Below are 20,843 nucleotides of genomic sequence, written 5' to 3' on the forward strand. Positions count from 1 at the left end.
GCGGCCCACGCGCCGGGCGGTTTCGCGGCCTGTGCCCGCAGGGTGGCTATGCTGCCGAGTTGTTGTGCGGAACGGACGAGTACGCCCGAAGGGGGGCGGGCCGCCCGGTCCGACGAGAGCGAGGAGGCGTCCGGGCACATGGAGACGACGAGTTCGGCAGTCGCGCAGGCGCCGGCCGCGGAGGACGGACAACAGGTCCCCTCCGCCCGGCGTACCGTCGACGGCTACCTGCGCGCGCCCTTCCCGTGGTACGGCCTGGACGAGGCCTTCACGGGACCGCGCTGGCTGATGCAGGTCGGACTGGCGGCCGACGGGGCCGTCGAGCACGGATCGGTCGGGCACGGCGACGAGCCCTCCGTGCGCAGCGAGTTCGCGGCCGGGTCCGACCAGGACGCCAAGGAGAAGTTCGCGGTCGTGGTGACCGTGGCCGCCAACCCGGTCCGCCGCAGCGCCGACGGCACCGGTCTGCTGGAGGCCACCTCGGTCTCCTCCGCCGCCTGGCTCGCCGGTGTGGGGCTGCTCTCCTTCACCTGGCCCGGCCAGATGGACCACTCCCTGCGCGACGACTGGCTGGAGCAGCAGACGGAGACGGCCTGGGTCCTCGCCGACGACCTGGAGGGCGAGGACTGGTCGACGCTGTCCCTGCCGGTGGACGGGGTACCGACGCCGTTCCACTACCGGGAGTCCGAGTTCGGCTGGGTGCTCGCCGGTTCCACTCAGGCGGGCGTGCACGTGGGCGCGTACGGCAGAGGCATGAGCGCCTACGGCCTCGGCTTCTCCGTGGTCAAGGACATCGCCGCGTACGACGCCTGAGCGAAGAAGCACACGAAGGGCGCCGTCCGCACCGGACGGCGCCCTTCGTATGTGATCAGAACTTGTTGCGCGGCGTGATGCCCAGGGACATGCCCGACAGACCCCGCTGCCGCCCGCCCAGCTTGCCGGCGATCGAACGCAGCGCCGAGCCCGCCGGGGACTCCGGGTCGGACAGCACCACGGGCCGGCCCTCGTCGCCGCCCTCGCGCAGCCGGACGTCGATCGGGATGGCGCCGAGCACCGGCACGGTCGCACCGGTCGTCCGGGTCAGGCCGTCGGCGACCGTCTGGCCACCGCCCGTGCCGAACACGTCGACCATCTCGCCGCAGTGCGGGCAGGGCAGCCCGGACATGTTCTCGACCACGCCGACGATCTTCTGATGCGTCTGCACAGCGATCGACCCGGCCCGCTCGGCCACCTCGGCCGCCGCCTGCTGGGGCGTGGTGACGACCAGGATCTCGGCGTTCGGGACCAGCTGGGCGACGGAGATCGCGATGTCGCCCGTGCCGGGCGGCAGGTCCAGCAGCAGCACGTCCAGGTCGCCCCAGTACACGTCCGCGAGGAACTGCTGGAGCGCGCGGTGCAGCATCGGGCCGCGCCACACCACCGGCGCGTTGCCCGGGGTGAACATGCCGATGGAGATCACCTTCACGCCGTTCGCCGACGGCGGCATGATCATGTTCTCGACCTGGGTGGGACGTCCGTCGGCGCCCAGCATGCGCGGGACGGAGTGGCCGTAGATGTCGGCGTCGACGACACCGACCTTCAGCCCGTCGGCCGCCATCGCCGCCGCCAGGTTCACCGTCACCGACGACTTGCCGACGCCGCCCTTGCCGGATGCCACCGCGTACACCCGGGTCAGGCTGCCCGGCTTGGCGAAGGGCACCTCGCGCTCGGTCTGGCCGCCGCGCAGGGCGTTCGCCAGCTCCTTGCGCTGCTCGTCGCTCATGACGTCCAGCGTGACGTCGACCCGGGTGACACCGTCGACCCGGGAGACCGCGTCCGTCACGCGCTGCGTGATGGTGTCCCGCATGGGACAGCCGGAGACCGTCAGGTACACGGTGACCGCGACCGCACCGTCCGCACCGATCTCCACCGATTTGACCATCCCCAGCTCGGTGATGGGCCGGTTGATCTCGGGGTCGTTCACCGTCGCCAGTGCTTCGCGCACCGCGTCTTCCGTAGCCATAAGGACGATGGTACGGCGCCGGGTACACCCGCCGGTAAGGACGTCAGCGGTCTTCTGCGTCACGTCCCGGAGGCCGTTCCGCCCGCATCGCCGGGAAAGGGCCGTGATGGTCCTTGTGCCCGTTCTGCCGTCCCTCCAGCTCCTTGACCATGTCCTGCAGCTCGGAGCGGATCCAGTCCCGGGTGGCCACCTCCCCGAGTCCGATCCGCAGCGCGGCGATCTCCCGGGTCAGATACTCGGTGTCGGCGATCGACCGCTCGTTCTGCTTGCGGTCCTGCTCCAGGTTCACCCGGTCGCGGTCGTCCTGCCGGTTCTGCGCCAGCAGGATCAGCGGGGCCGCGTAGGACGCCTGAAGGGACAGCGCCAGCGTCAGGAAGATGAACGGGTACTCGTCGAAGCGCAGATCCTTCGGCACGGACACGTTCCACAGCACCCACAGGATGATGACGACCGTCATCCAGACGAGGAACCGCCCGGTGCCGATGAAGCGCGCGATCCGCTCCGACAGCCGTCCGAAGGCGTCCGGGTCCCACTCGGGCAGGAACCGGCGCCTGGGCGGCCGCGGCTGGTCCAGCCGGGGCGTGCGCGGCCGCCCGGCGGCGGTGGCACCGGCCGGCAGCCGCTCGCGTGCGCCGTCGCGCTCAGGAGCCATCGGGCACCACCTCGTCGTCGAGGTGGAACTCGGTCTCCCGCCAGTCGTCCGGGAGCATGTGGTCGAGCACGTCGTCCACGGTCACCGCGCCCAGCAGCGACCCCGCCTCGTCGACCACCGGCGCCGCCACCATGTCGTACGTGGCGAAGAACCCGGCGACCACGGGCAGCGTCGCGTCCGGCTCCAGGGGCTGGAGGTCGTCGTCAAGGATGGAACCGACCAGCGTGTACGGGGGGTCGCGCAGCAGGCGCTGGAAGTGCACGGTGCCCAGGTACTTGCCGGTCGGCGTCTCCTCGGGCGGACGGCAGACGTAGATCTGCGCGGCGTGCGCGGGGGAGAGGTCGGGCTCGCGGATCCGGGCGAGGGCGTCCGCGACGGTCGCGTCGGGCCGCAGCACGATCGGCTCGGTCGTCATCAGACCGCCCGCCGTGTGCTCCTCGTACGACATCAGGCGCCGCATGTCGGCCGCGTCCCCGGGCTGCATCAGGCTCAGCAGCCGCTCCTTGTCCGCCTCCGGCAGCTCACCGAGCAGGTCGGCCGCGTCGTCGGGGTCCATGGCCTCCAGCACGTCGGCGGCCCGCTCCTCCTTCAGCTTGCCGAGGATCTCGATCTGGTCGTCCTCCGGCAGCTCCTCCAGCACGTCCGCGAGCCGGTCGTCGTCGAGCGCGGCGGCCACCTCCGCGCGCCGTTTGGGCGAGAGGTGGTGCAGCACGTTGGCGAGGTCGGCGGGGCGCAGCTGCTCGAAGGTGGCGAGCAGGTTCTCGGCGCCCTGCCCGTGCTCCTCCAGGGAGAACCCGGTCACCGCGGACCACTCGACGGTCAGCGTCTCCCCCTTGCCGCGCCGGAACGCTCCGCCCTTCTTGCCCTTGCGCACGAAGACCCGGTCGATCTCCCACTCGCGGCGGACCGGCAGCTGGTGCACCGACAGGTCGAGGACGGTGACCTCCTCGTCGGTCTCCACCATCGTCACCCGGCGGTCCAGGAGCTCACCGAAGACGAGCCGCTCGGTGGGCCGCTGCTCGAAGCGCCGCACATTGAGCACCCCGGTCGTGATGACCTGGCCGGCCTGCACGGCGGTCACCCGGTTCATGGGCAGGAAGATGCGCCGCCGCGTGGAGAGTTCCACGACCATGCCCAGCAGCCTCGGCGGACGCCGGCCGGGCCGCAGGATGACCACCAGATCGCGCACGCGCCCCACCTGGTCGCCGGCCGGATCGAAGACGGCGACACCGGAGACGTGGGAGACGAAGAACCGGGGGGCACCGGCTGCCATGGCGGCGGCTCCTTTGCGTGCGGGGTCTTTCGTTGCCGTGTACTGCCTGCTGCGTTCGTTTTCCGGATTGCCCGCTCGGGTGGGCTTCAGGCTAGCCCGTCCCGATCGGCCGTGCGCCCGCGGCCGGTCCGGACGGACTGGCTCCGCCCGGCCCTCCGGGCCCCGGTACTCTGCGGTACGCCGTTCAGGTCCCCCGTCAGAGAGGCAGCCCACCTGTGATTCCGATCTCCCAGGGCCGTTCCCGCAGGGCCGTGCTGGCCGGCGCCGTGTGCGCACTGCTCGTGACGGGAACGGCGCTCACGGGATGCTCCGAGGATCCGAACGAGGGCACCAACGGTGTCGGGCGACTGCCCGCCGACCAGATCCAGAGCAGAGCGCAGCAGGCCGCCAAGTCCGTGGGCACGGTGCGGCTGCACGGCACCGTGGTCACCAGCGGACGCACGTACACGCTGGACATGCGGCTGAAGGAGAAGGGCGGCATCGGCTCGGTCACCACCAAGGGGGAGACGTTTCGCCTGCTGCGGATCGACGACGAGCTGTATCTGAAGGCCGGTGCCGAGTTCTGGGGGCAGGGGGCCGGCGAGGACGGCGGCAAGGACGGCGGCGAGGCGGACGCGGCGGCGGCCGGCAAGCTCGCCGAGAAGTATGTGAAGGTGCCGCAGGGTGATCCGTCGTACAAAAAGTTCATCGGCTTCACCGATAAGAGTGTGCTGCTCAGTGGTCTGCTGACGCTGCACGGCGAACTGGCCACGGACGGCCACCACGAGCAGTCGGGCCTGCGTACCATCCGCGTCACCGGCGACAAGGGCTCCGGCGGCACCCTGGACGTCTCGCTCGAGGGCGAGCCGTACCCGGTGCGCCTGGTGCGGGCCGGCAAGGCGGGCACCCTCACCTTCTCGGGCTGGGGCGCCGACTTCCCCCTGAAGAAGCCGGCCAAGGACGAGACCCTCGACTACGGCAAGCAGCTCCCGACGTCGTAGGCCTGCCGCTAGCGCTTCCGGCGCTTCTTCTTCAGCAACAGCTTCGGCAGCCCCGCCGGGACCGGCCGCCGCGTCGTCACCGGGGTCGGCAGCGGGGCCTCGGCCAGCGAGCCGTCGGGAAGCGGGGAGGTGGCCCCGGTCGGCTCCAGGCGCAGCACCCGGCACTCGCGGGCCCAGCGCTCGGGCATCGTCTCGGCGTCCGGCGCGTTGAGCCGCTTGCCCTTGAGCTCGGCGACGGCCGCCTCCCAGGCCTCGGACCCCGGCGGGAGCTCCACCACCTTCGCGGACCAGGAGACCAGCCGGCCGCCCTTGTCCTTGCTCCGCACGGTGACCTCGGCCGGCCCGCCGTCGGACAGCCCCGGCAGCGGCTGCTCCCCGGGCCCGTCACCGATCACGCAGGCGGCACCCTCGTGCCACACGTGCCACAGCGCGCGGGCCGGGTCCCCGGGGCCCTTGACCCAGATGAGGCCGGACTTCTTCGTGGCCTCCTCGACGAGGGCACGGTCGAGCAGCTCGCTTGTCATGCGCCCAGCCTATCCAGGCCCCTTCAGAGCCAGCCGTTGCGCTTGAGCGTCCGGTGGATGCCCAGACAGATGGCCACCGTGACACCGAGGACCAGCGGGTAGCCGTACTTCCAGTGCGTCTCGGGCATGTAGTCGAAGTTCATCCCGTACACCCCGCACACCATCGTCGGCACGGCGATGATCGCGGCCCACGAGGTGATCTTCCGCATGTCCTCGTTCTGTGCCACGGAGGCCTGGGCGAGGTTGGCCTGAAGGATGGAGTTCAGCAGCTCGTCGAAGCCGATGACCTGCTCCTGCACCCGCGTCACATGGTCGGCCACGTCCCGGAAGTACTTCTGGATGTCCGGGTCGATCAGCCGCATCGGCCGCTCGCTCAGCAACTGCATCGGCCGCAGCAGCGGCGCCACGGCCCGCTTGAACTCCAGCACCTCGCGCTTGAGTTGGTAGATCTGCCCGGCGTCCGTGCCGCGCGGCGTGCCCTTGCGGCCCGGCGAGAACACCTGCGTCTCGACCTCTTCGATGTCGTCCTGCACCGCGTCGGCGACCGCGATGTAGCCGTCCACCACATGGTCGGCGATGGCGTGCAGCACGGCCGAGGGGCCCTTGGCCAGCAGCTCGGGGTCGTCCTGGAGGCGGTGCCTGAGGGCCCGCAGGGAACCCTGCCCACCGTGCCGGACGGTGATGAAGAAGTCCCGGCCGGTGAAGCACATCACCTCGCCGGTCCGGACGACCTCACTGCTGGCGGTGAGCCGGTCGTGGTCGACGTAGTGGATGGTCTTGAAGACCGTGAACAGGGAGTCGTCGTAACGCTCCAGCTTGGGCCGCTGATGGGCCTGGACGGCGTCCTCCACGGCCAGCGGGTGCAGCCCGAACTCCGCGGCGATGCCCGCGAATTCGGCCTCGTTCGGCTCGTGCAGGCCGATCCAGACGAAGCCCCCGTCGCGACGCACCAGGCGCATCGCCTCCTGGGGGGTGAGCTGGCCGCCCTCGGTCTCCAGGCGCCGGCCGTCGCGGTAGACGGCGCAGTCGACGACGGCGGTGGCCGTCACGGGATCGCGGGTGGTGTCGTACGGGCCGCTCTCCTTGCGCAGCGAGACACGGGAGGAGGGACGGACCACGGCGCGCAGGTCGCGGATCATCGACATGGCGGGCTCCTTCGCATTCATGCAACGAAAGGCGCCGGGGCGGCGGGTGGAACAACCCGGAATGAGGACGTCCTGGACTGCGGATGTTTGGCACGTCCACAAAGCGGGGAGCACCGCACCGTCGCGGTGGCGAGCTTCGTCGCTGATACAGCTACTGGGGCAGATCAGGCAGAACGAAACGAAGTGCTCTTCCGATGAAGACGCGCAGGCGAAAGGCGGCAGCCAGACAGGGAGCAGCTACATCAGCGGGCGGAAGAGCGGGTGCTACTGCACGGTCGACTTCGGTCCATGCCAGCCCCACCTCCTCCGGCCGGTCCCTCGTGAGGGACGATCCACCATCCCCGTGAGCGGGGAGCGACACACCAGGCGTCCGGGCCATGGGACGCTTCCGCGTGCTGCCCGAACCGCCGACCAAGCGTATCAGCCGACTGGCCTGTCAAGGCTCTGCTTTGCCCGGTACTGACGAGTTCTATGCTCGCCGCATGGCTGATGTTCTTCCTCTGGTCGAGGCCCGGTTGCGTACGGCACTGGGCGAACCGGACGCACGCGCGGCGGTCACCTTCCTGGGCACGGACCGTATCGAGGTGCTGCGCTTCCACGAGGGCGACATCGTGCGCTACGCCACCCTCGGCATGTCCGCGCAGCCCATGACCGACCCCACGGCGGTGATCGCGGACCAGGTCAAGGGCCCGCGTGTCGAGCTGGTGCTGTCGGTGCGGGGCGGCGTCGCCGACACCGACAAGGTGCTCCGCCCGCTCGCCGTACTCGCCGCCTCCCCGCAGGTCGAGGGCGTGGTCGTGGCCCCCGGCGCCTCCCTCGACGTGGGCGAACCGCTGTGGCCCGGGGCCCCGTTCACCTCGGTTCTGGTCGCCGAGCCGGGCGGCCTGGTGGAGGACCTGGAGCTGGACGAGCCCCTGGACCCCGTGCGGTTCCTGCCGCTGCTGCCGATGACCCCGAACGAGGCCGCCTGGAAGCGCGTGCACGGCGCCCAGGCCCTTCAGGAACGCTGGCTGACTCAGGGCACGGACCTCAGGGACCCGTCCCGCAGGTCCGCTTCCCTCGACTGAGCCCGCTGTCCGGAACTCATCGGTGTGAACATCCTGCTCGTTCCACAAGATGACTGCGCCGGGCGGGTGATCGTCCTTGACGTGACGCGCCCGAGCTAGGACCGTGGAGCTCTATGAGGGGCGAACCCAGTTGCCCGAAGTGCGGTGGCCGGGTCAGGGCTCCCGGCCTCTTCTCGGATGCCTGGCAATGCGATGTGCACGGCGCCGTGCACCCGCTGCAGCCCGTGATACCGCCGAGCGTCGAGGCCCTCGAAGTCGTCGTGCACCGCACCAGGGTGCCGGTGTGGATGCCGTGGCCGCTGCCGGTGGGCTGGCTCTTCACGGGAGTGGCCTGTGCGGGTGACGACCGCAGCGGGGGCCGGGCGACGGCCGTCGCGTGCACCGGTCCCGGACCGCTGGGCGGAATGGGTGAGCTGATCCTGGTCGCCGAGGAGCTCGGCGTCGGCCTCGGCGCGCGGTACGCGGGCATCGACGGACCGGATCCGGGGCCGTACATGAACGTCGAGAAGCCGCCGCAGGCCAAGGTGCTGGCCGCGGGCCGCCCCACCCCGCTCTGGCACGTCTCCAAGACGCCGGACGACCGGGCCGTGTTCGCGGGCGAGGCGCTCGGCATGTGGCTGTGGGCGGTGGTGTGGCCGGAGCAGTCCGGCCTGCTGATGTACGACGAGCTGGTCCTCACCGATCTGCGGGACGCCGGGGCGGAGGTGGAGCTGGTGCCCTGCGGGGCGCTGTCGCCGCGACTGCTGGAGGCGTGAGGGCCGATCGGCGATCGGTAGGGGGCGCACGGCCGGTTCGGGTGTGACCGGCATGGCCGAAAATCCGGTTATCCTGGAGCGTCCCCTTCCGTCCGTCACCGCTTGGAGTAACGCGTCGTGCGCATCGATCTGCACACCCACTCCACCGCGTCCGACGGTACGGACACCCCGGCCGAGCTGGTCCGCAAGGCCGCCGCCGCCGGTCTCGACGTCGTGGCGCTGACGGACCACGACACCACCCGCGGACACGCCGAGGCGCTCTCGGTGCTGCCGACGGGGCTCACGCTGGTCACCGGCGCCGAACTCTCCTGCCGGCTCGACGGCATCAGCATGCACATGCTGGCCTATCTGTTCGACCCTGAGGAGCCCGCGCTGCTCGCCGAGCGGGAACTGGTCCGGGACGACCGGGTGCCGCGGGCCAAGGGCATGATCGCCAGGCTGAACGACCTGGGGGTGCCGGTCACCTGGGAGCAGGTCGAGCGGATCGCCGGTGACGGGTCGGTGGGCCGCCCGCACGTGGCGACCGCGCTCGTCGAACTGGGCGTGGTGCCGAGCGTGAGCGACGCCTTCACCCCGCAGTGGCTGGCCGACGGCGGCCGTGCGTACGTGGAGAAGCACGAGACCGACCCCTTCGAGGCCCTGCGGCTGGTCAGGAACGCGGGAGGTGTCGCCGTCTTCGCGCACCCCGCCGCGAGCAAGCGGGGCAGGACCGTGCCGGAGTCCGCGATCGCCCGGCTGGCCGAGGCGGGACTCGACGGCATCGAGGTCGACCACATGGACCACGACCCCGACACCCGGGCGCGGCTGCGCGGCCTGGCGAAGGAACTGGGTCTCCTGGTCACCGGGTCCAGCGACTACCACGGCAGCCGCAAGACCTGTGTCCTCGGCGAGTTCATGACGGACCCCGAGGTGTACGGCGAGATCACGCGGCGCGCGACCGGGGCGTTCCCGGTGCCGGGGGCCGGCGGAGTCTGAGACCCGCCTCCGACCCGCCCCAGTTCACTTCGTTCCCAGCAAGGCAGTCATGCTCGACGTCGCCGTTTTCGGCTCTCTTTTTCTGACCCTTTTTGTCATCATGGATCCGCCTGGGATCACCCCGATCTTCCTCGCCCTCACCGCCGGCCGGCCGGCCAAGGCGCAGAAGCGGATGGCCTTCCAGGCCGTGTGTGTGGCCGGCGGTGTGATCACCGTGTTCGGCCTGCTCGGTCACCAGATCCTCGCCTATCTGCATGTGTCGGTGCCCGCCCTGATGATCGCGGGCGGGCTGCTCCTGCTGCTGATCGCGCTGGACCTGCTCACCGGCAAGACCGACGAGCCCAAGCAGACCAAGGACGTCAACGTGGCACTGGTCCCGCTGGGCATGCCGCTGCTGGCGGGGCCGGGAGCGATCGTGTCGGTCATCCTCGCCGTGCAGAAGGCCGAGGGGGTCACCGGTCAGGTCTCGGTGTGGGCGGCGATCCTCGCCATCCATGTCGTGCTGTGGCTGGTCATGCGGTACTCGCTGCTGATCATCCGGGTCATCAAGGACGGCGGAGTGGTCCTGGTGACGCGGCTGGCGGGCATGATGCTCTCCGCGATCGCCGTGCAGCAGATCATCAACGGCGTCACCCAGGTGATCCGGGGCGGCTGACGGTCCCGGTCTCCCCGCGGACGTCGCGGAGCCCCCGTACCGATGGCGGTACGGGGGCTCCGAAGCATGCGTGCCGGGACCTGGCCCGTGTGGCCGGTGTCCCGCGTGATCGGCGTTATGAGGCCGGACTGTCGGCCGGCCGGATCCACAGGCGCTGTCCGATGGCGGCGGCCTGCTGAACGATGCGGTTGACGGAGGCGGCGTCCACGACGGTCGTGTCCACGGGTGTGCCGTCGACGTCGTCGAGTCGCATGATTTCGAAGCGCATGGGCTTCTCCCTTCGTCTGGTCATCCTCCTGAAGGAGAACTACTCGGTGGGCGGCCCCCGGGCCAGTCGGGCCCGCGGTCCATGACGGGTTCAACGGGATGCGCCGTGCAAACATTCCCTACGCTAAAGAAATTTTTCGATCGACTAAATACTGACCAGTAAGGGTTTCGAAGGAGACCGACCGGGACCGGTTGTGTTCGCAGCGTGACCACCGGGACAATGGAAGAGATGAACGAAGACCTCGCGGGACTGCACGCCCGAATCGACCGCACGAACGAGCTGCTCCAGCGCATGCTCGCCGAGGTGGCGAAGACGCCCTCGACCCATGCGATCTTCGTCGACGCCGGCTATCTGTACGCCGCCGCGGGGCGGCTGGTGGCCGGGACGGAGGACCGCAGGGCCTTCGACCTCGACGCCGAGGGGCTCATCGACGCGCTCATCGACCGGGCCCGCACCATCTTCGCCGACAGCAGGCTGCTGCGCGTCTACTGGTACGACGGGGCCAGGCGCCGTATCCACACCGCCGAGCAGCAGACCATCGCCGAACTCCCCGACGTGAAGGTCCGCCTCGGCAACCTCAACGCCAACAACCAGCAAAAGGGCGTCGACTCCCTGATCCGCACCGATCTGGAGTCACTGGCCCGGCACCGGGCCATCAGCGACGCGGCCCTGCTCGGCGGTGACGAGGACCTCGTCTCGGCGGTCGAGGCCGCCCAGGGGTACGGCGCCCGGGTCCACCTCTGGGGCATCGAGGCGCCCGAGGGCCGCAACCAGGCGGAGCCGCTGCTCTGGGAGGTCGACAGCCAGCGCACCCTCGACCTCGACTTCTTCAAGCCCTACGTCTCCCGGCGCACGGCACCGGCCTACGAGGCCACCACGGGGCGGCCCACCCGCGAGGACGTCCGGTTCGTCGGCGCGCAGATCGCCGCGAAGTGGCTGGTCGCACGCGGCCGGGAGACCATGGTGGAGCTTCTCCCCGGCCACCCCTATCTGCCCGGCTCCGTCGACCAGGACCTGCTGGTCGAGGCGGAAGGCCTGCTCCAGTACTCCCTGCGCGGCCAGGCGGACCTGCGCCGCGCCCTGCGCGACGGCTTCTGGGACCACCTGCAGGGGCAGTACTAGGGGGTGTCTGACACATGCCCGCGGCGTCTCGCGGCGTCCGGCACGCACGCTCCTTCTCCCGCGCTCATGTGTCAGACAGCCCCTGGCTCGAGAGGTCCCAGAAGTCGGCGAGCGCGCGGGCGGTCGGTGCGGGCCGGTCGGCGGCGGGGGAGTGCTCGGCCCCGCCGATGACGGTGCGGTGTGCCCCCAGCCGCCGGGCCATCTCGTCGAGGTCGGGGACCGGCCAGGTGTCGTCGCGTTCGCCCGACAGCACGTGGAACGGCAGCGGCACGGCGGTCAGTTCGGCCACCCGGTCCGGCTCGGTGCACAACTGACGGCCCGTGGCGAGCAGTTGCGCAGGCTTCGTGCTCAGCCAGCGGCGCCGCAGCAGCTCCGGACCGCCGATCCCGCGGGCCGGTCCCCCCACCTCCTCCGGCGGTCCCATGGCCAGGATCGCCTCCCAGCACTCCGCCATCGACATCACCGCGAGCGCGTCCCTGAGCAGTTTCACCCGCTGCTCCTGGGAGACGGAGATCCGGGCGGGCCCGGAGGACATGAGCGTCAGCGAACGGAAGGGAGTGCGGTCCAGGATGACGGCGGCACGGGCGATCTGGCCGCCGAGCGAGTGGCCGAGGAGATGCACGGGCGTGTCGAGCGCCTCCGCCTGCGCGAGCACGTCCCGCGCCAACTCTTCACGCGTATAGGCCGATTCGTCGTCGGCGGGCCCGTCCGACTCGTACTGCCCCCGTCCGTCCACGGCGACCGTGCGGTATCCGCGCGTGGCGAGCGGCTCGTGGATCAGCGCGAAGTCCTCCTTGCTGCCGGTGTACCCGGGCAGCAGCAGGACGACGCCCTTCGGGGCGACTCCAGGGGCCGGTGGCACGTCCACGACGGCGAACTCACCGCGGGAGGTGCGGAGTCGGCGGGCGTGGGCGGCGCCGGGAGGCGGGGCGGAGGCGGAGTGGCCGGTCACAGGGTGAGCGTAATGGGTGCGGACACGCCGACGGCCCGGCCCCCGGGCGGGCGGGGGACCGGGCCGTCGGCGTGAGTGCCTCAGCCCTCCGCGGACTCCGCGGCGGCCGTGGCCTTGCGGGTGCGGCGGGCCTTGGGCTTCGCCCCGTCCGCGGCCTCCGGCTCCTGCGCGGCCGCAGCGGCCTTGCGGGTCCGGCGCGGCTTGGCCTCGGTGGCCTCCGGCTCCTGCGCGGCCTGCGCCGGGATCTCGGCGGCCTTGCGGGTGCGGCGGCGGGGCTTGGCCTCGGTGGCCTCCGCGGTGTCGAGAGCCTCGGCGGCGGCCGCGGTCTTGCGGGTGCGCCGGGGCTTGGTCTCGACGGTTTCGGCGGTGTCGACGGCGGCCTCGGCCTTCTTGGCCGCGGTCTTCCGTGTCCGGCGCGGCTTGGTCTCCGCGGCCTCGGCCTCCTCCGGCACCGTCTGCGCCGGGATGTCGACAGCGACGTCCGGGGCCGGCTCGGCGGCCTTGCGGGTGCGGCGGCGGGGCTTGGCCTCGGCGGCCTCCGCGGTGTCGAGAGCCTCGGCGGCGGCCGCGGTCTTGCGGGTGCGCCGGGGCTTGGTCTCGACCGCCTCGGCGGTGTCGACGGCGGCCTCGGCCTTCTTGGCGGCCGTCTTCCGTGTCCGGCGCGGCGTGGCCTCGGCGGCCTCCGCCGTGTCCACGGCCTCGGTGGCGGCTGCCGCCTTGCGGGTGCGGCGGCGCGGCTCCGTGGCCGCGGCGGCCTCGGGCTCCGCGACGACCGGGGCGGCCACCGCGGGCTCCTCGGCCGGCGACTCGGTCACGACGGCCGCAGTGTCCACCGCCGCCGTCTCCGCCGACCTGCGCGTGCGCCGGCGACGCGGCTTCGCGGGGGTCTCGGCGGCGTCCACCGCCGGGCCCTCGGCCGTGTCGACGGCGGACTCCGCCGCGGGCGCCGCGGCCGACGGCGCCTCCGCCGGGACCCCGCCGCGCATACGGCGACGACGGCGCGGAGTGCGCGCGGCAGTGCCGTCCTCCGGCTCACCGGCCGGGCTCGCGGGCTGCTGCGCCGCCTCGTCCAGCGGTGTACCGCCCCGCGTACGGCGGCGGCGTCGCGGCGTACGGGTCGAGGTCTCCCGCTCCTCGGAACGGGAGTCACCGCGCCGGCCACCGCGTCCGCGCGGTCCGCCACGGCCGCCGGTCTCGCCCAGGTCCTCCAGCTCCTCCGCGTCCAGCCCGGCGCGCGTGCGCTCCGAGCGCGGCAGGATGCCCTTGGTGCCCTCGGGGATGCTCAGGTCCGTGAACAGGTGCGGCGAGGTGGAGTACGTCTCCGGCGGGTTGCCGAAGCCCAGGTCCAGCGCCTTGTTGATCAGCTGCCAGCGCGGGATGTCGTCCCAGTCGACCAGCGTGATCGCCGTACCCTTCGCACCCGCGCGGCCGGTGCGGCCGATGCGGTGCAGATACGTCTTCTCGTCCTCGGGGGACTGGTAGTTGATGACGTGGGTCACACCCTCGACGTCGATGCCGCGGGCGGCGACGTCGGTGCAGACGAGCACGTCCACCTTGCCGTTGCGGAACGCGCGCAGCGCCTGCTCACGGGCGCCCTGGCCGAGGTCGCCGTGGACCGCGCCGGAGGCGAAGCCGCGCTGCTTGAGCTGGTCGGCGAGATCGGCCGCGGTGCGCTTGGTGCGGCAGAAGACCATCACCAGGCCACGGCCCTCGGCCTGCAGTATCCGCGCGACCATCTCGGCCTTGTCCATGTTGTGGGCGCGGTAGACGAACTGCGTGGTGTTCGCGACCGTCGCGCCCTCGTCGTCCGGAGCCGTGGCGCGGATGTGCGTCGGCTGCGACATGTAGCGCCGGGCGAGACCGATCACGGCGCCCGGCATCGTGGCCGAGAACAGCATGGTCTGGCGCCTGGCCGGGAGGAAGTTGATGATCTTCTCGACGTCGGGCAGGAAGCCCAGGTCGAGCATCTCGTCGGCCTCGTCGAGGACGAGCGCCTTCACGTGCTTCAGGTTCAGCTTCTTCTGCCCGGCGAGGTCGAGCAGCCGGCCCGGGGTGCCGACGACCACGTCGACGCCCTTCTTCAGCGCCTCGACCTGGGGCTCGTAGGCCCGGCCGCCGTAGATGGCGGTGACGCGCACATTGCGCACCTTGCCGGCGGTGAGCAGATCGTTGGTGACCTGGGTGCACAGCTCACGCGTGGGGACGACGACGAGCGCCTGCGGCGCGTCGGTGAGGTCCTCGGGCTTCGCCCGGCCGGCCTCCACGTCCGCGGGAACGGTGACGCGCTCGAGGAGCGGAAGGCCGAAGCCCAGCGTCTTGCCGGTGCCGGTCTTCGCCTGGCCGATGACATCCGTGCCCGACAGGGCCACGGGGAGCGTCATCTCCTGGATGGGGAAGGGAGTGATGATGCCGACGGCCTCCAGGGCCTCGGCGGTCTCGGGGAGGATCCCGAGCTCTCGGAACGTCGTAGTCAGGGTGCTGCCTCTTCTGTGTACGCGGTGCGAGGCGAACGCGGGGGGTCGTGTAGGGACCGTGCCGGGGACGTCGGCTGCCATACGGGCGGAGCCGTAGGACACGGGACCACTGCCCACGCTCGAGCGTTCGTACCGCTGAGGTGTCCCTCCGGGTTCCGTACGCACTGTGGCGGACGGCGAGAGGGCTGTCGGGTCGGAGCCGATCGGGCCACCGACCGGGCATCCTCATACATACGGCCTGTCGAGTACGTCAGAAGTGCTCAGCAGGCGCATTACCACCATACCCCGGATTCGCGCACATGCCATGGCCGATTTGGTCACGTAGTCGTCGTCACACTGACTGACCAGGGACTTCCGGTGCGCGACAAGCGGGCTATTGTGCGCTTCATGACGAGCTCTGACAAGCCTGACAACGCCGCGGACACCCCCGACACCTCCCCCGGACACACCGGCGTCGCCGCCATGGACTGGGCGGCCGCCTCCGCCGACCCCCAGTACCGTGCCGCTGTCGTGGATCTGCTCGGCGCGCTCGCGTACGGGGAGCTGGCGGCGTTCGAGCGGCTCGCGGAGGACGCCAAGCTGGCGCCCACGCTGGCGGACAAGGCCGAGCTCGCGAAGATGGCCTCGGCCGAGTTCCACCACTTCGAGCGCCTGCGCGACCGGCTCGCCGAGATCGGTGAGGAGCCGACGTTCGCGATGGAGCCCTTCGTCGCCGCCTACGACGGTTTCCACAAGCAGACGGCGCCCTCCGACTGGCTGGAGGGCCTGGTCAAGGCCTACGTCGGCGACTCCATCGCCAGCGACTTCTACCGTGAGGTCGCGGCCCGGCTGGACTCCGACACCCGTGCCCTGGTGCTGGCCGTGCTCGACGACACGGGACACGGCGGCTTCGCCGTGGAGAAGGTGCGCGCGGCGATCGACGCGGACCCGCGCGTGGGCGGGCGGCTCGCGCTGTGGGCGCGGCGGCTGATGGGTGAGGCGCTGTCGCAGTCCCAGCGGGTGGTCGCCGACCGGGACGCGCTGTCGACGATGCTCGTGGGCGGCGTCGCGGACGGATTCGACCTCGCCGAGGTCGGCAGGATGTTCTCCCGGATCACCGAGGCCCACACCAAGCGGATGGCTGCCCTGGGACTGGCGGCCTGACGCGCGCTCCGGGCCGCCCGGCCCGGTTCAGCGCCTGCGCCACCATCGGCGGCCGGTCAGGCGGTCGCCGAGCGGCGGCGCAGTCTTCCCGCGGGGCGCAGCAGCAGCGACAGCGACGCCACGGACACGATCACCGCGCCGACCAGGATCGTCAGCAGGTTGCCGTCCAGCGCGGTGTTCATCACGAAGGCGCCGAACAGGGCTCCGGCCACCCCGGTCGGCAGGACCAGGGCAGGGGCGGGAAGACGGTGCGACAGGCGGTGATACGCCGCCCACGCGAGAGCCAGGCCGAGGATGGCGGAGCTGAGCGCTTCCAAGAGCATGTCGGGGTCCCTCCCACATGGCCGGCCTGCTCATATCGGTCCTAGCCCGTCTTACCCCTGACCTGCGGAATCCAATCCTCCCCTGGGAAGGACCTGTGCTCCGTCCGTGACGGTGCCCGGATGGCTCACACCACCACGCGACGGCCCGGCGGGTGACGCCGGGAACGAGAACGGCAGAAGGCCCGGCGGTACGAGACCGCCGGGCCTTCTCGCGACGTCCGGTCGCCGCCTAGAGCGCGCCGAAGCCCACCTTGCGCGGGGCCGGCTCGCCGATCTCGACGTAGGCGAGACGGTCGGCCGGGACCAGGATCTTGCGGCCGTGCTCGTCCACGAGGCTCAGCAGCTGCGACTTCCCGGCCAGCGCCTCGGCCACCACGCGCTCGACCTCCTCGGCGCTCTGACCGCTCTCCAGAACGATCTCGCGGGGCGCGTGCTGCACGCCGATCTTGACCTCCACGGCTATGTCCCTCCGACGGTCAGTGAAGTGCGCGACCTTCCGCGCCGTACCAGCACACATTAGCCCGGTGAGGGGACGCGCACGCCGTGCCCGGCCACGCCAGGAGCGAACAGCCGACGGGAACAAACGGCCGGTCCCCGCCCCGCGCGCTCAGTGGTGCTGTTCGTTGCCGTGCAGCGGGAATCCGGCGATGCCCCGCCAGGCCAGCGAGGTCAGCAACTGCACCGCCTGGTCGCGCGGCACGCTGCGGTCGCTGTGCAGCCACGACCGCGCCACCACCTGCGCGAGGCCGCCGAGCCCCGAGGCGAGCAGCATCGACTCCGCCCGCGACAGCCCGGTGTCCTCGGCGATGACGTCGCAGATCGCCTCCGCGCAGTCGTTGGTCACCTTGTCGACGCGCTCGCGCACGGCGGGCTCGTTCGTCAGGTCCGACTCGAAGACCAGACGGAACGCGCCGCCGTCGTCCTCGACATAGGCGAAGTACGCGTCCATGGTCGCGCGGACGCGCTGCTTGTTGTCCGTCGTCGACGCCAGCGCGTGGCGCACGGACTGGATCAGAGCCTCGCAGTGCTGGTCCAGCAGGGCGAGATACAGGTCGAGCTTGCCCGGGAAGTGCTGGTACAGCACCGGCTTGCTGACGCCCGCGCGCTCGGCGATGTCGTCCATCGCGGCCGCGTGGTAACCCTGCGCGACGAAGACTTCCTGGGCGGCGCCCAGCAACTGGTTCCGTCGGGCACGGCGCGGCAGGCGTGTACCCCTCGGGCGTACCGCGTCCGTCTGCTCGATGGCTGTCACGCCGCCTCCCATTGTCGTCCATATGCGGTGTGAGCCGCGCCGCCATCGTACTTTTCGGTAACCGTGGTGTGCGCGGTGAGAGCGCAGAATTTCACGGACCGGACGGCGGCGAAAGCCGTACGGACGGTTTCAAAAACTGTCAGAGCGGGCAAGAAGAGTCCCCCTCTCCGGGCGACGGTGCCCTGGACGGCGCACTCCTCACCGGTAGTCGTCCTCGTCGAGGGCGACGACCCGGGCCTGCTCCACCAGGTCCGCCTCGTTGGCGCGGTCGGGATCGACGCCGGTCAGCGGGTCGTCGCGGTCCGGCGCCACCTCCGTCTGCTGCTCGGCCGCGTCGACCACGGGCGCCTCGACGTCGTACTCCTCACCCTCGCGGACGTCCTCGTTCTCCTCGAACGTCTCCGGGTCGGTCGGGTCTACGGCCATGCTGGGCTCCCTTCCTACGAACGTCCCTGATGAGTACAGGGGCCACATGCGGGTGCCCTCTGTACGAGACTAGGAGACACTCGATCCGGACGCTATGCGATGCGCGACGGTGACGTGACAGGCTGCGCATCCCGTCGGAGCGCCTTGTGACGCCGAACACATGAGCTGCCGCGTGATCGTCTCGTAACATTGCCCGCATGTCTTCGACCGAGCTGCCGTCCGTGCCGCCCGCCAACGTGCTTCCCGAAGTGGCAGCCGTCAGGGTCGCCGAGGGCGAGCGGCTCAGGTCGGTACGGCTCCCGGGCGTCACGCTCTCCGTGCGGTCGAGACCGCCCGCGCGCAAGGGTCTGCCGCCCGCTCTCTACGTCCATGGACTCGGCGGCTCCTCGCTGAACTGGTCGGCCCTCATGCCGCTGCTGCACGACGTGGTCGACAGCGAGGCCGTCGACCTGCCGGGCTTCGGCGACTCCCCGCCACCCGACGACGGCGACTACTCCATCACCGCGCACGCACGCGCGGTGATCCGCTATCTCGACGCCACCCGCCGCGGCCCGGTACACCTCTTCGGCAACTCGCTCGGCGGCGCGGTCACGACCCGGGTCGCCGCCGTACGTCCCGACCTCGTGCGCACCCTCACCCTCGTGTCGCCGGCCCTGCCGGAGCTGCGGGTGCAGCGCACCGCCGTCCCCACAGGGCTGCTGGCGGTGCCCGGGGTCGCAACCCTGTTCACCCGCATCACCCGGGAGTGGACGGCGGAGCAGCGGGTCCGCGGGGTGCTGCAGCTCTGCTACGGGGATCCCGCGCGGGTGTCGCAGGAAGGGTTCCGCAACGCGGTGCAGGAGATGGAGCGACGTCTGGGGCTGCCGTACTTCTGGGATGCGATGGCGCGCTCCGCGCGGGGGCTCGTCAACGCCTACACCCTGGGTGGCCAGCAGGGACTGTGGCGCCAGGCCGAGCGGGTGCTCGCGCCGACCCTGCTCGTCTACGGCGGCCGGGACCAGCTCGTCGGCTTCCGCATGGCCCAGCGGTCGGCGCGCGCGTTCCGGCACTCCCGGCTGGTGACCATCCCCGACGCGGGGCACGTGGCGATGATGGAGTATCCCGAGACCGTGGCCCTCGCCTTCCGCGAACTCCTCAGGGATGCACCGCATTCGGCCGATGAAGGGGATACTGGGGAGCCGGGCGCGCAGGGCGCTCCGGGTTCCTCCGCCGAAACAGGTGGCGGAACCACCGCCGACGACACGAGGGGCTGAGGCGCGACGTGGGACGCCACAGCCGCCGTGGACCCGCCCCCAAGGGCGACAGCGCGGACACGACCGCGGTACGCAACAGCCGTGAATCCCGCCGGAGTGACCGGCGGGACACCCGTCCGGACCCGCACATGGGCGGGGACGGGCGGTACGGGGACCCCTACCTGTACCCGCCCGGGACTCCCGCGCACGGTGTGCCGCGCCTCCCGGACGGATGGCTGCCGGAGGGCACGCCGGCTCACGGTGTGCCGCGGCTTCCCGACGGCACCCCGGCACGCGGTGTGCCCCAGGCGCGTGGCGGGCACCCCGAGCAGCGCGAGCCCGGCGGCGGCTGGGGGACGCTGAACGGCCGGACGACGGCCGGGGCCGGTTACGGCGGCATGCCTCCGACCGGACCAGGATCGATGGCCGGCCCAGGACCGAGCGGGCCGGTGCCCACGGCCGGGCGGGGTGTGCCCTTCCCGCGGCAGCGGCAGGCGCCCCGGGGCGGGCCGCGCCAGGACTACCTCGACGCCTTCGCCGAGGAGACCGACCTCTTCACCCCGCGCACGCGGACCCCGGCACCGCGGCAGCCCGCCGCCGCCCACCCCGCCGACCCGTACGCCGCCGTCACCGACTGGAGCAGCGAACCGGTCACCGGCATCCCGTCCGACGCCGACGACGACAACGACCCGCCGGCCGGAGAGCCGTCACAGACCCGAGGCGGCAAGGGGCGGGCGTTCACCGGGATCGCCGCCGCAGCCGTCACCACGGTCCTGGCCGTCGTCGTGGCCGGCCAGGTCGCCGAGGAACGCGACGCACCCGGCGCGCAGGCGCAGTCCGCCGGAGAGCAGGCCCGCGACGTCCGGGACCCCGCCTCGCGCGGTGACGACCGGGAGACGCCCGCCGCTCCCTCCACCGAGCCGCTGACGTACCAGCAGAAGATGGACAGGACGTACCCGCTCGGCCAGACCCGCGCCGGCACGGGGAAGTTCGAGGCGATCACCGGCATCGACAAGGCGCCCGGCAAGGGGCAGAAGATCACCTACCGGGTGGACGTCGAGCAGGGACTCGGCCTCGACGGTGAGCTCTTCGCGGAGGCCGTGCACAGGACGCTCAACGACGACCGCAGCTGGGCGCACAACGGCGCCCGCACCTTCGAGCGCGTCCACTCCGGCCGGGTCGACTGGGTGATCACCCTCGCCAGCCCCGCGACGACCGCCGACTGGTGTGCCAAGTCGGGCCTGGACACCACCGAGGACAACGTCTCCTGCGACTCCGCGGCCACCGAACGTGTGATGATCAACGCGTACCGGTGGGCGCAGGGCTCCGAGACCTACGGCGACGAGATCCACGCCTACCGGCAGATGCTGATCAACCACGAGATCGGCCACCGCCTGGGCTTCGGCCACGTCACATGTGACAAGGACGGCGACCTGGCCCCGGTGATGCAGCAGCAGACCAAGTTCCTCGACCACGACGGAATCAGCTGCCGCCCGAATCCATGGGCGTACCCGAACAGCTGATGATCGGCTGATCGCCTGGCGGGCCCAAACGCGCCGCGCACGGGAAAGTTACGCCCGTTCACCCCTTTTGGTGGGGGGGGGGGGAAAAACCCCCCCCCCC

Annotated in this window: 22 protein-coding genes; 10 read left to right on the forward strand and 12 right to left on the reverse strand. The window is 71.5% G+C overall.

Annotation, left to right across the window (positions count from 1 at the left end):
* Positions 1-138 precede the first annotated feature (138 nt).
* Positions 139-813 (forward strand): hypothetical protein, encoded by a 675-nt coding sequence (locus tag ACZ44S_RS10655; protein ID WP_466926864.1) that lies wholly within the window; start codon positions 139-141, stop codon positions 811-813.
* 55 nt (positions 814-868) lie between these two features.
* Here the strand turns inward: ACZ44S_RS10655 and ACZ44S_RS10660 are convergent, their stop codons facing one another.
* The 3 genes from ACZ44S_RS10660 to ACZ44S_RS10670 are packed head-to-tail and all read right to left on the reverse strand — an operon-like array spanning position 869 to position 3,927.
* Positions 869-2,002, reverse strand: a complete 1,134-nt coding sequence (locus tag ACZ44S_RS10660; protein WP_466926866.1) for an Mrp/NBP35 family ATP-binding protein — start codon at positions 2,000-2,002, stop codon at positions 869-871.
* 43 nt (positions 2,003-2,045) lie between these two features.
* Positions 2,046-2,654 (reverse strand): DUF1003 domain-containing protein, encoded by a 609-nt coding sequence (locus ACZ44S_RS10665; RefSeq protein WP_466926868.1) that lies wholly within the window; start codon positions 2,652-2,654, stop codon positions 2,046-2,048.
* Positions 2,644-3,927 carry a magnesium transporter MgtE N-terminal domain-containing protein gene (locus tag ACZ44S_RS10670; protein ID WP_466926870.1) on the reverse strand — a complete coding sequence of 428 codons (1,284 nt, stop codon included), beginning with the start codon at positions 3,925-3,927 and terminating at the stop codon, positions 2,644-2,646. The genes ACZ44S_RS10665 and ACZ44S_RS10670 overlap by 11 nt, the downstream gene beginning before the upstream one ends.
* A gap of 215 nt (positions 3,928-4,142) precedes the next feature.
* Between ACZ44S_RS10670 and ACZ44S_RS10675 the strand changes: the two genes are divergently transcribed.
* On the forward strand, positions 4,143-4,907 hold the full coding sequence (locus tag ACZ44S_RS10675) for a hypothetical protein (RefSeq protein ID WP_466926872.1): 765 nt from the start codon (positions 4,143-4,145) through the stop codon (positions 4,905-4,907).
* 8 nt (positions 4,908-4,915) lie between these two features.
* Here the strand turns inward: ACZ44S_RS10675 and ACZ44S_RS10680 are convergent, their stop codons facing one another.
* Together ACZ44S_RS10680 and ACZ44S_RS10685 are read right to left on the reverse strand one after the other, a co-directional pair.
* On the reverse strand, positions 4,916-5,431 hold the full coding sequence (locus tag ACZ44S_RS10680; protein WP_466926874.1) for a hypothetical protein: 516 nt from the start codon (positions 5,429-5,431) through the stop codon (positions 4,916-4,918).
* 23 nt (positions 5,432-5,454) lie between these two features.
* Positions 5,455-6,576, reverse strand: coding sequence for a magnesium and cobalt transport protein CorA (locus ACZ44S_RS10685; RefSeq protein WP_466926876.1), 1,122 nt, complete (start codon positions 6,574-6,576; stop codon positions 5,455-5,457).
* A 482-nt stretch (positions 6,577-7,058) separates the two neighbouring features.
* Here ACZ44S_RS10685 and ACZ44S_RS10690 point away from each other — a divergent pair, with 482 nt between their 5' ends.
* The 4 genes from ACZ44S_RS10690 (at position 7,059) to ACZ44S_RS10705 (ending at position 10,028) form a co-directional block, all read left to right on the forward strand.
* Positions 7,059-7,643: a suppressor of fused domain protein gene (locus ACZ44S_RS10690; protein ID WP_466926879.1), complete on the forward strand. Its 585-nt coding sequence runs from the start codon at positions 7,059-7,061 to the stop codon at positions 7,641-7,643.
* 113 nt (positions 7,644-7,756) lie between these two features.
* Positions 7,757-8,398 (forward strand): DUF6758 family protein, encoded by a 642-nt coding sequence (locus ACZ44S_RS10695; protein ID WP_466926881.1) that lies wholly within the window; start codon positions 7,757-7,759, stop codon positions 8,396-8,398.
* Between the two features lie 117 nt (positions 8,399-8,515).
* Positions 8,516-9,373 carry a PHP domain-containing protein gene (locus ACZ44S_RS10700; RefSeq protein WP_466926883.1) on the forward strand — a complete coding sequence of 286 codons (858 nt, stop codon included), beginning with the start codon at positions 8,516-8,518 and terminating at the stop codon, positions 9,371-9,373.
* Between the two features lie 49 nt (positions 9,374-9,422).
* Positions 9,423-10,028, forward strand: coding sequence for a MarC family protein (locus tag ACZ44S_RS10705; protein WP_466926885.1), 606 nt, complete (start codon positions 9,423-9,425; stop codon positions 10,026-10,028).
* Between the two features lie 115 nt (positions 10,029-10,143).
* Here ACZ44S_RS10705 and ACZ44S_RS10710 read toward each other — a convergent pair whose 3' ends face one another.
* Positions 10,144-10,296: a hypothetical protein gene (locus ACZ44S_RS10710; protein WP_190161469.1), complete on the reverse strand. Its 153-nt coding sequence runs from the start codon at positions 10,294-10,296 to the stop codon at positions 10,144-10,146.
* Between the two features lie 228 nt (positions 10,297-10,524).
* On the opposite strand from ACZ44S_RS10710, the gene ACZ44S_RS10715 reads away from it, so the two are divergent.
* Complete coding sequence (locus tag ACZ44S_RS10715; protein WP_190161470.1) at positions 10,525-11,418, forward strand: NYN domain-containing protein; 894 nt, start codon at positions 10,525-10,527, stop codon at positions 11,416-11,418.
* A gap of 64 nt (positions 11,419-11,482) precedes the next feature.
* Here ACZ44S_RS10715 and ACZ44S_RS10720 read toward each other — a convergent pair whose 3' ends face one another.
* Both ACZ44S_RS10720 and ACZ44S_RS10725 read right to left on the reverse strand, forming a co-directional pair.
* Positions 11,483-12,370: an alpha/beta fold hydrolase gene (locus ACZ44S_RS10720; protein WP_466926889.1), complete on the reverse strand. Its 888-nt coding sequence runs from the start codon at positions 12,368-12,370 to the stop codon at positions 11,483-11,485.
* Positions 12,371-12,450: 80 nt separating this feature from the next.
* Complete coding sequence (locus ACZ44S_RS10725) at positions 12,451-14,925, reverse strand: DEAD/DEAH box helicase (protein WP_466927469.1); 2,475 nt, start codon at positions 14,923-14,925, stop codon at positions 12,451-12,453.
* A gap of 306 nt (positions 14,926-15,231) precedes the next feature.
* Here ACZ44S_RS10725 and ACZ44S_RS10730 point away from each other — a divergent pair, with 306 nt between their 5' ends.
* The gene (locus tag ACZ44S_RS10730) at positions 15,232-15,987 is read left to right on the forward strand and encodes a ferritin-like domain-containing protein (protein ID WP_466926892.1); all 756 of its coding nucleotides are present in this window, start codon (positions 15,232-15,234) and stop codon (positions 15,985-15,987) included.
* A 56-nt stretch (positions 15,988-16,043) separates the two neighbouring features.
* On the opposite strand, the gene ACZ44S_RS10735 is transcribed toward ACZ44S_RS10730, so the two are convergent.
* The 4 genes from ACZ44S_RS10735 to ACZ44S_RS10750 form a co-directional block, all read right to left on the reverse strand.
* A complete protein-coding gene (locus ACZ44S_RS10735; protein ID WP_466926895.1) occupies positions 16,044-16,310 on the reverse strand; it encodes a hypothetical protein in 267 nt (88 codons plus the stop codon).
* Between the two features lie 229 nt (positions 16,311-16,539).
* A complete protein-coding gene (locus ACZ44S_RS10740) occupies positions 16,540-16,767 on the reverse strand; it encodes a DUF3107 domain-containing protein (RefSeq protein ID WP_019522837.1) in 228 nt (75 codons plus the stop codon).
* A gap of 150 nt (positions 16,768-16,917) precedes the next feature.
* Positions 16,918-17,562, reverse strand: coding sequence for a TetR/AcrR family transcriptional regulator (locus ACZ44S_RS10745; protein WP_149547509.1), 645 nt, complete (start codon positions 17,560-17,562; stop codon positions 16,918-16,920).
* Positions 17,563-17,760: 198 nt separating this feature from the next.
* Positions 17,761-17,988 carry a hypothetical protein gene (locus ACZ44S_RS10750; protein WP_466926898.1) on the reverse strand — a complete coding sequence of 76 codons (228 nt, stop codon included), beginning with the start codon at positions 17,986-17,988 and terminating at the stop codon, positions 17,761-17,763.
* Between the two features lie 197 nt (positions 17,989-18,185).
* On the opposite strand from ACZ44S_RS10750, the gene ACZ44S_RS10755 reads away from it, so the two are divergent.
* Together ACZ44S_RS10755 and ACZ44S_RS10760 are read left to right on the forward strand one after the other, a co-directional pair.
* Positions 18,186-19,241: an alpha/beta fold hydrolase gene (locus tag ACZ44S_RS10755; protein WP_466926900.1), complete on the forward strand. Its 1,056-nt coding sequence runs from the start codon at positions 18,186-18,188 to the stop codon at positions 19,239-19,241.
* A gap of 8 nt (positions 19,242-19,249) precedes the next feature.
* On the forward strand, positions 19,250-20,743 hold the full coding sequence (locus ACZ44S_RS10760) for a DUF3152 domain-containing protein (protein WP_466926903.1): 1,494 nt from the start codon (positions 19,250-19,252) through the stop codon (positions 20,741-20,743).
* Positions 20,744-20,843: the final 100 nt, after the last annotated feature.

This window comes from Streptomyces malachitofuscus (genome assembly GCF_055571035.1).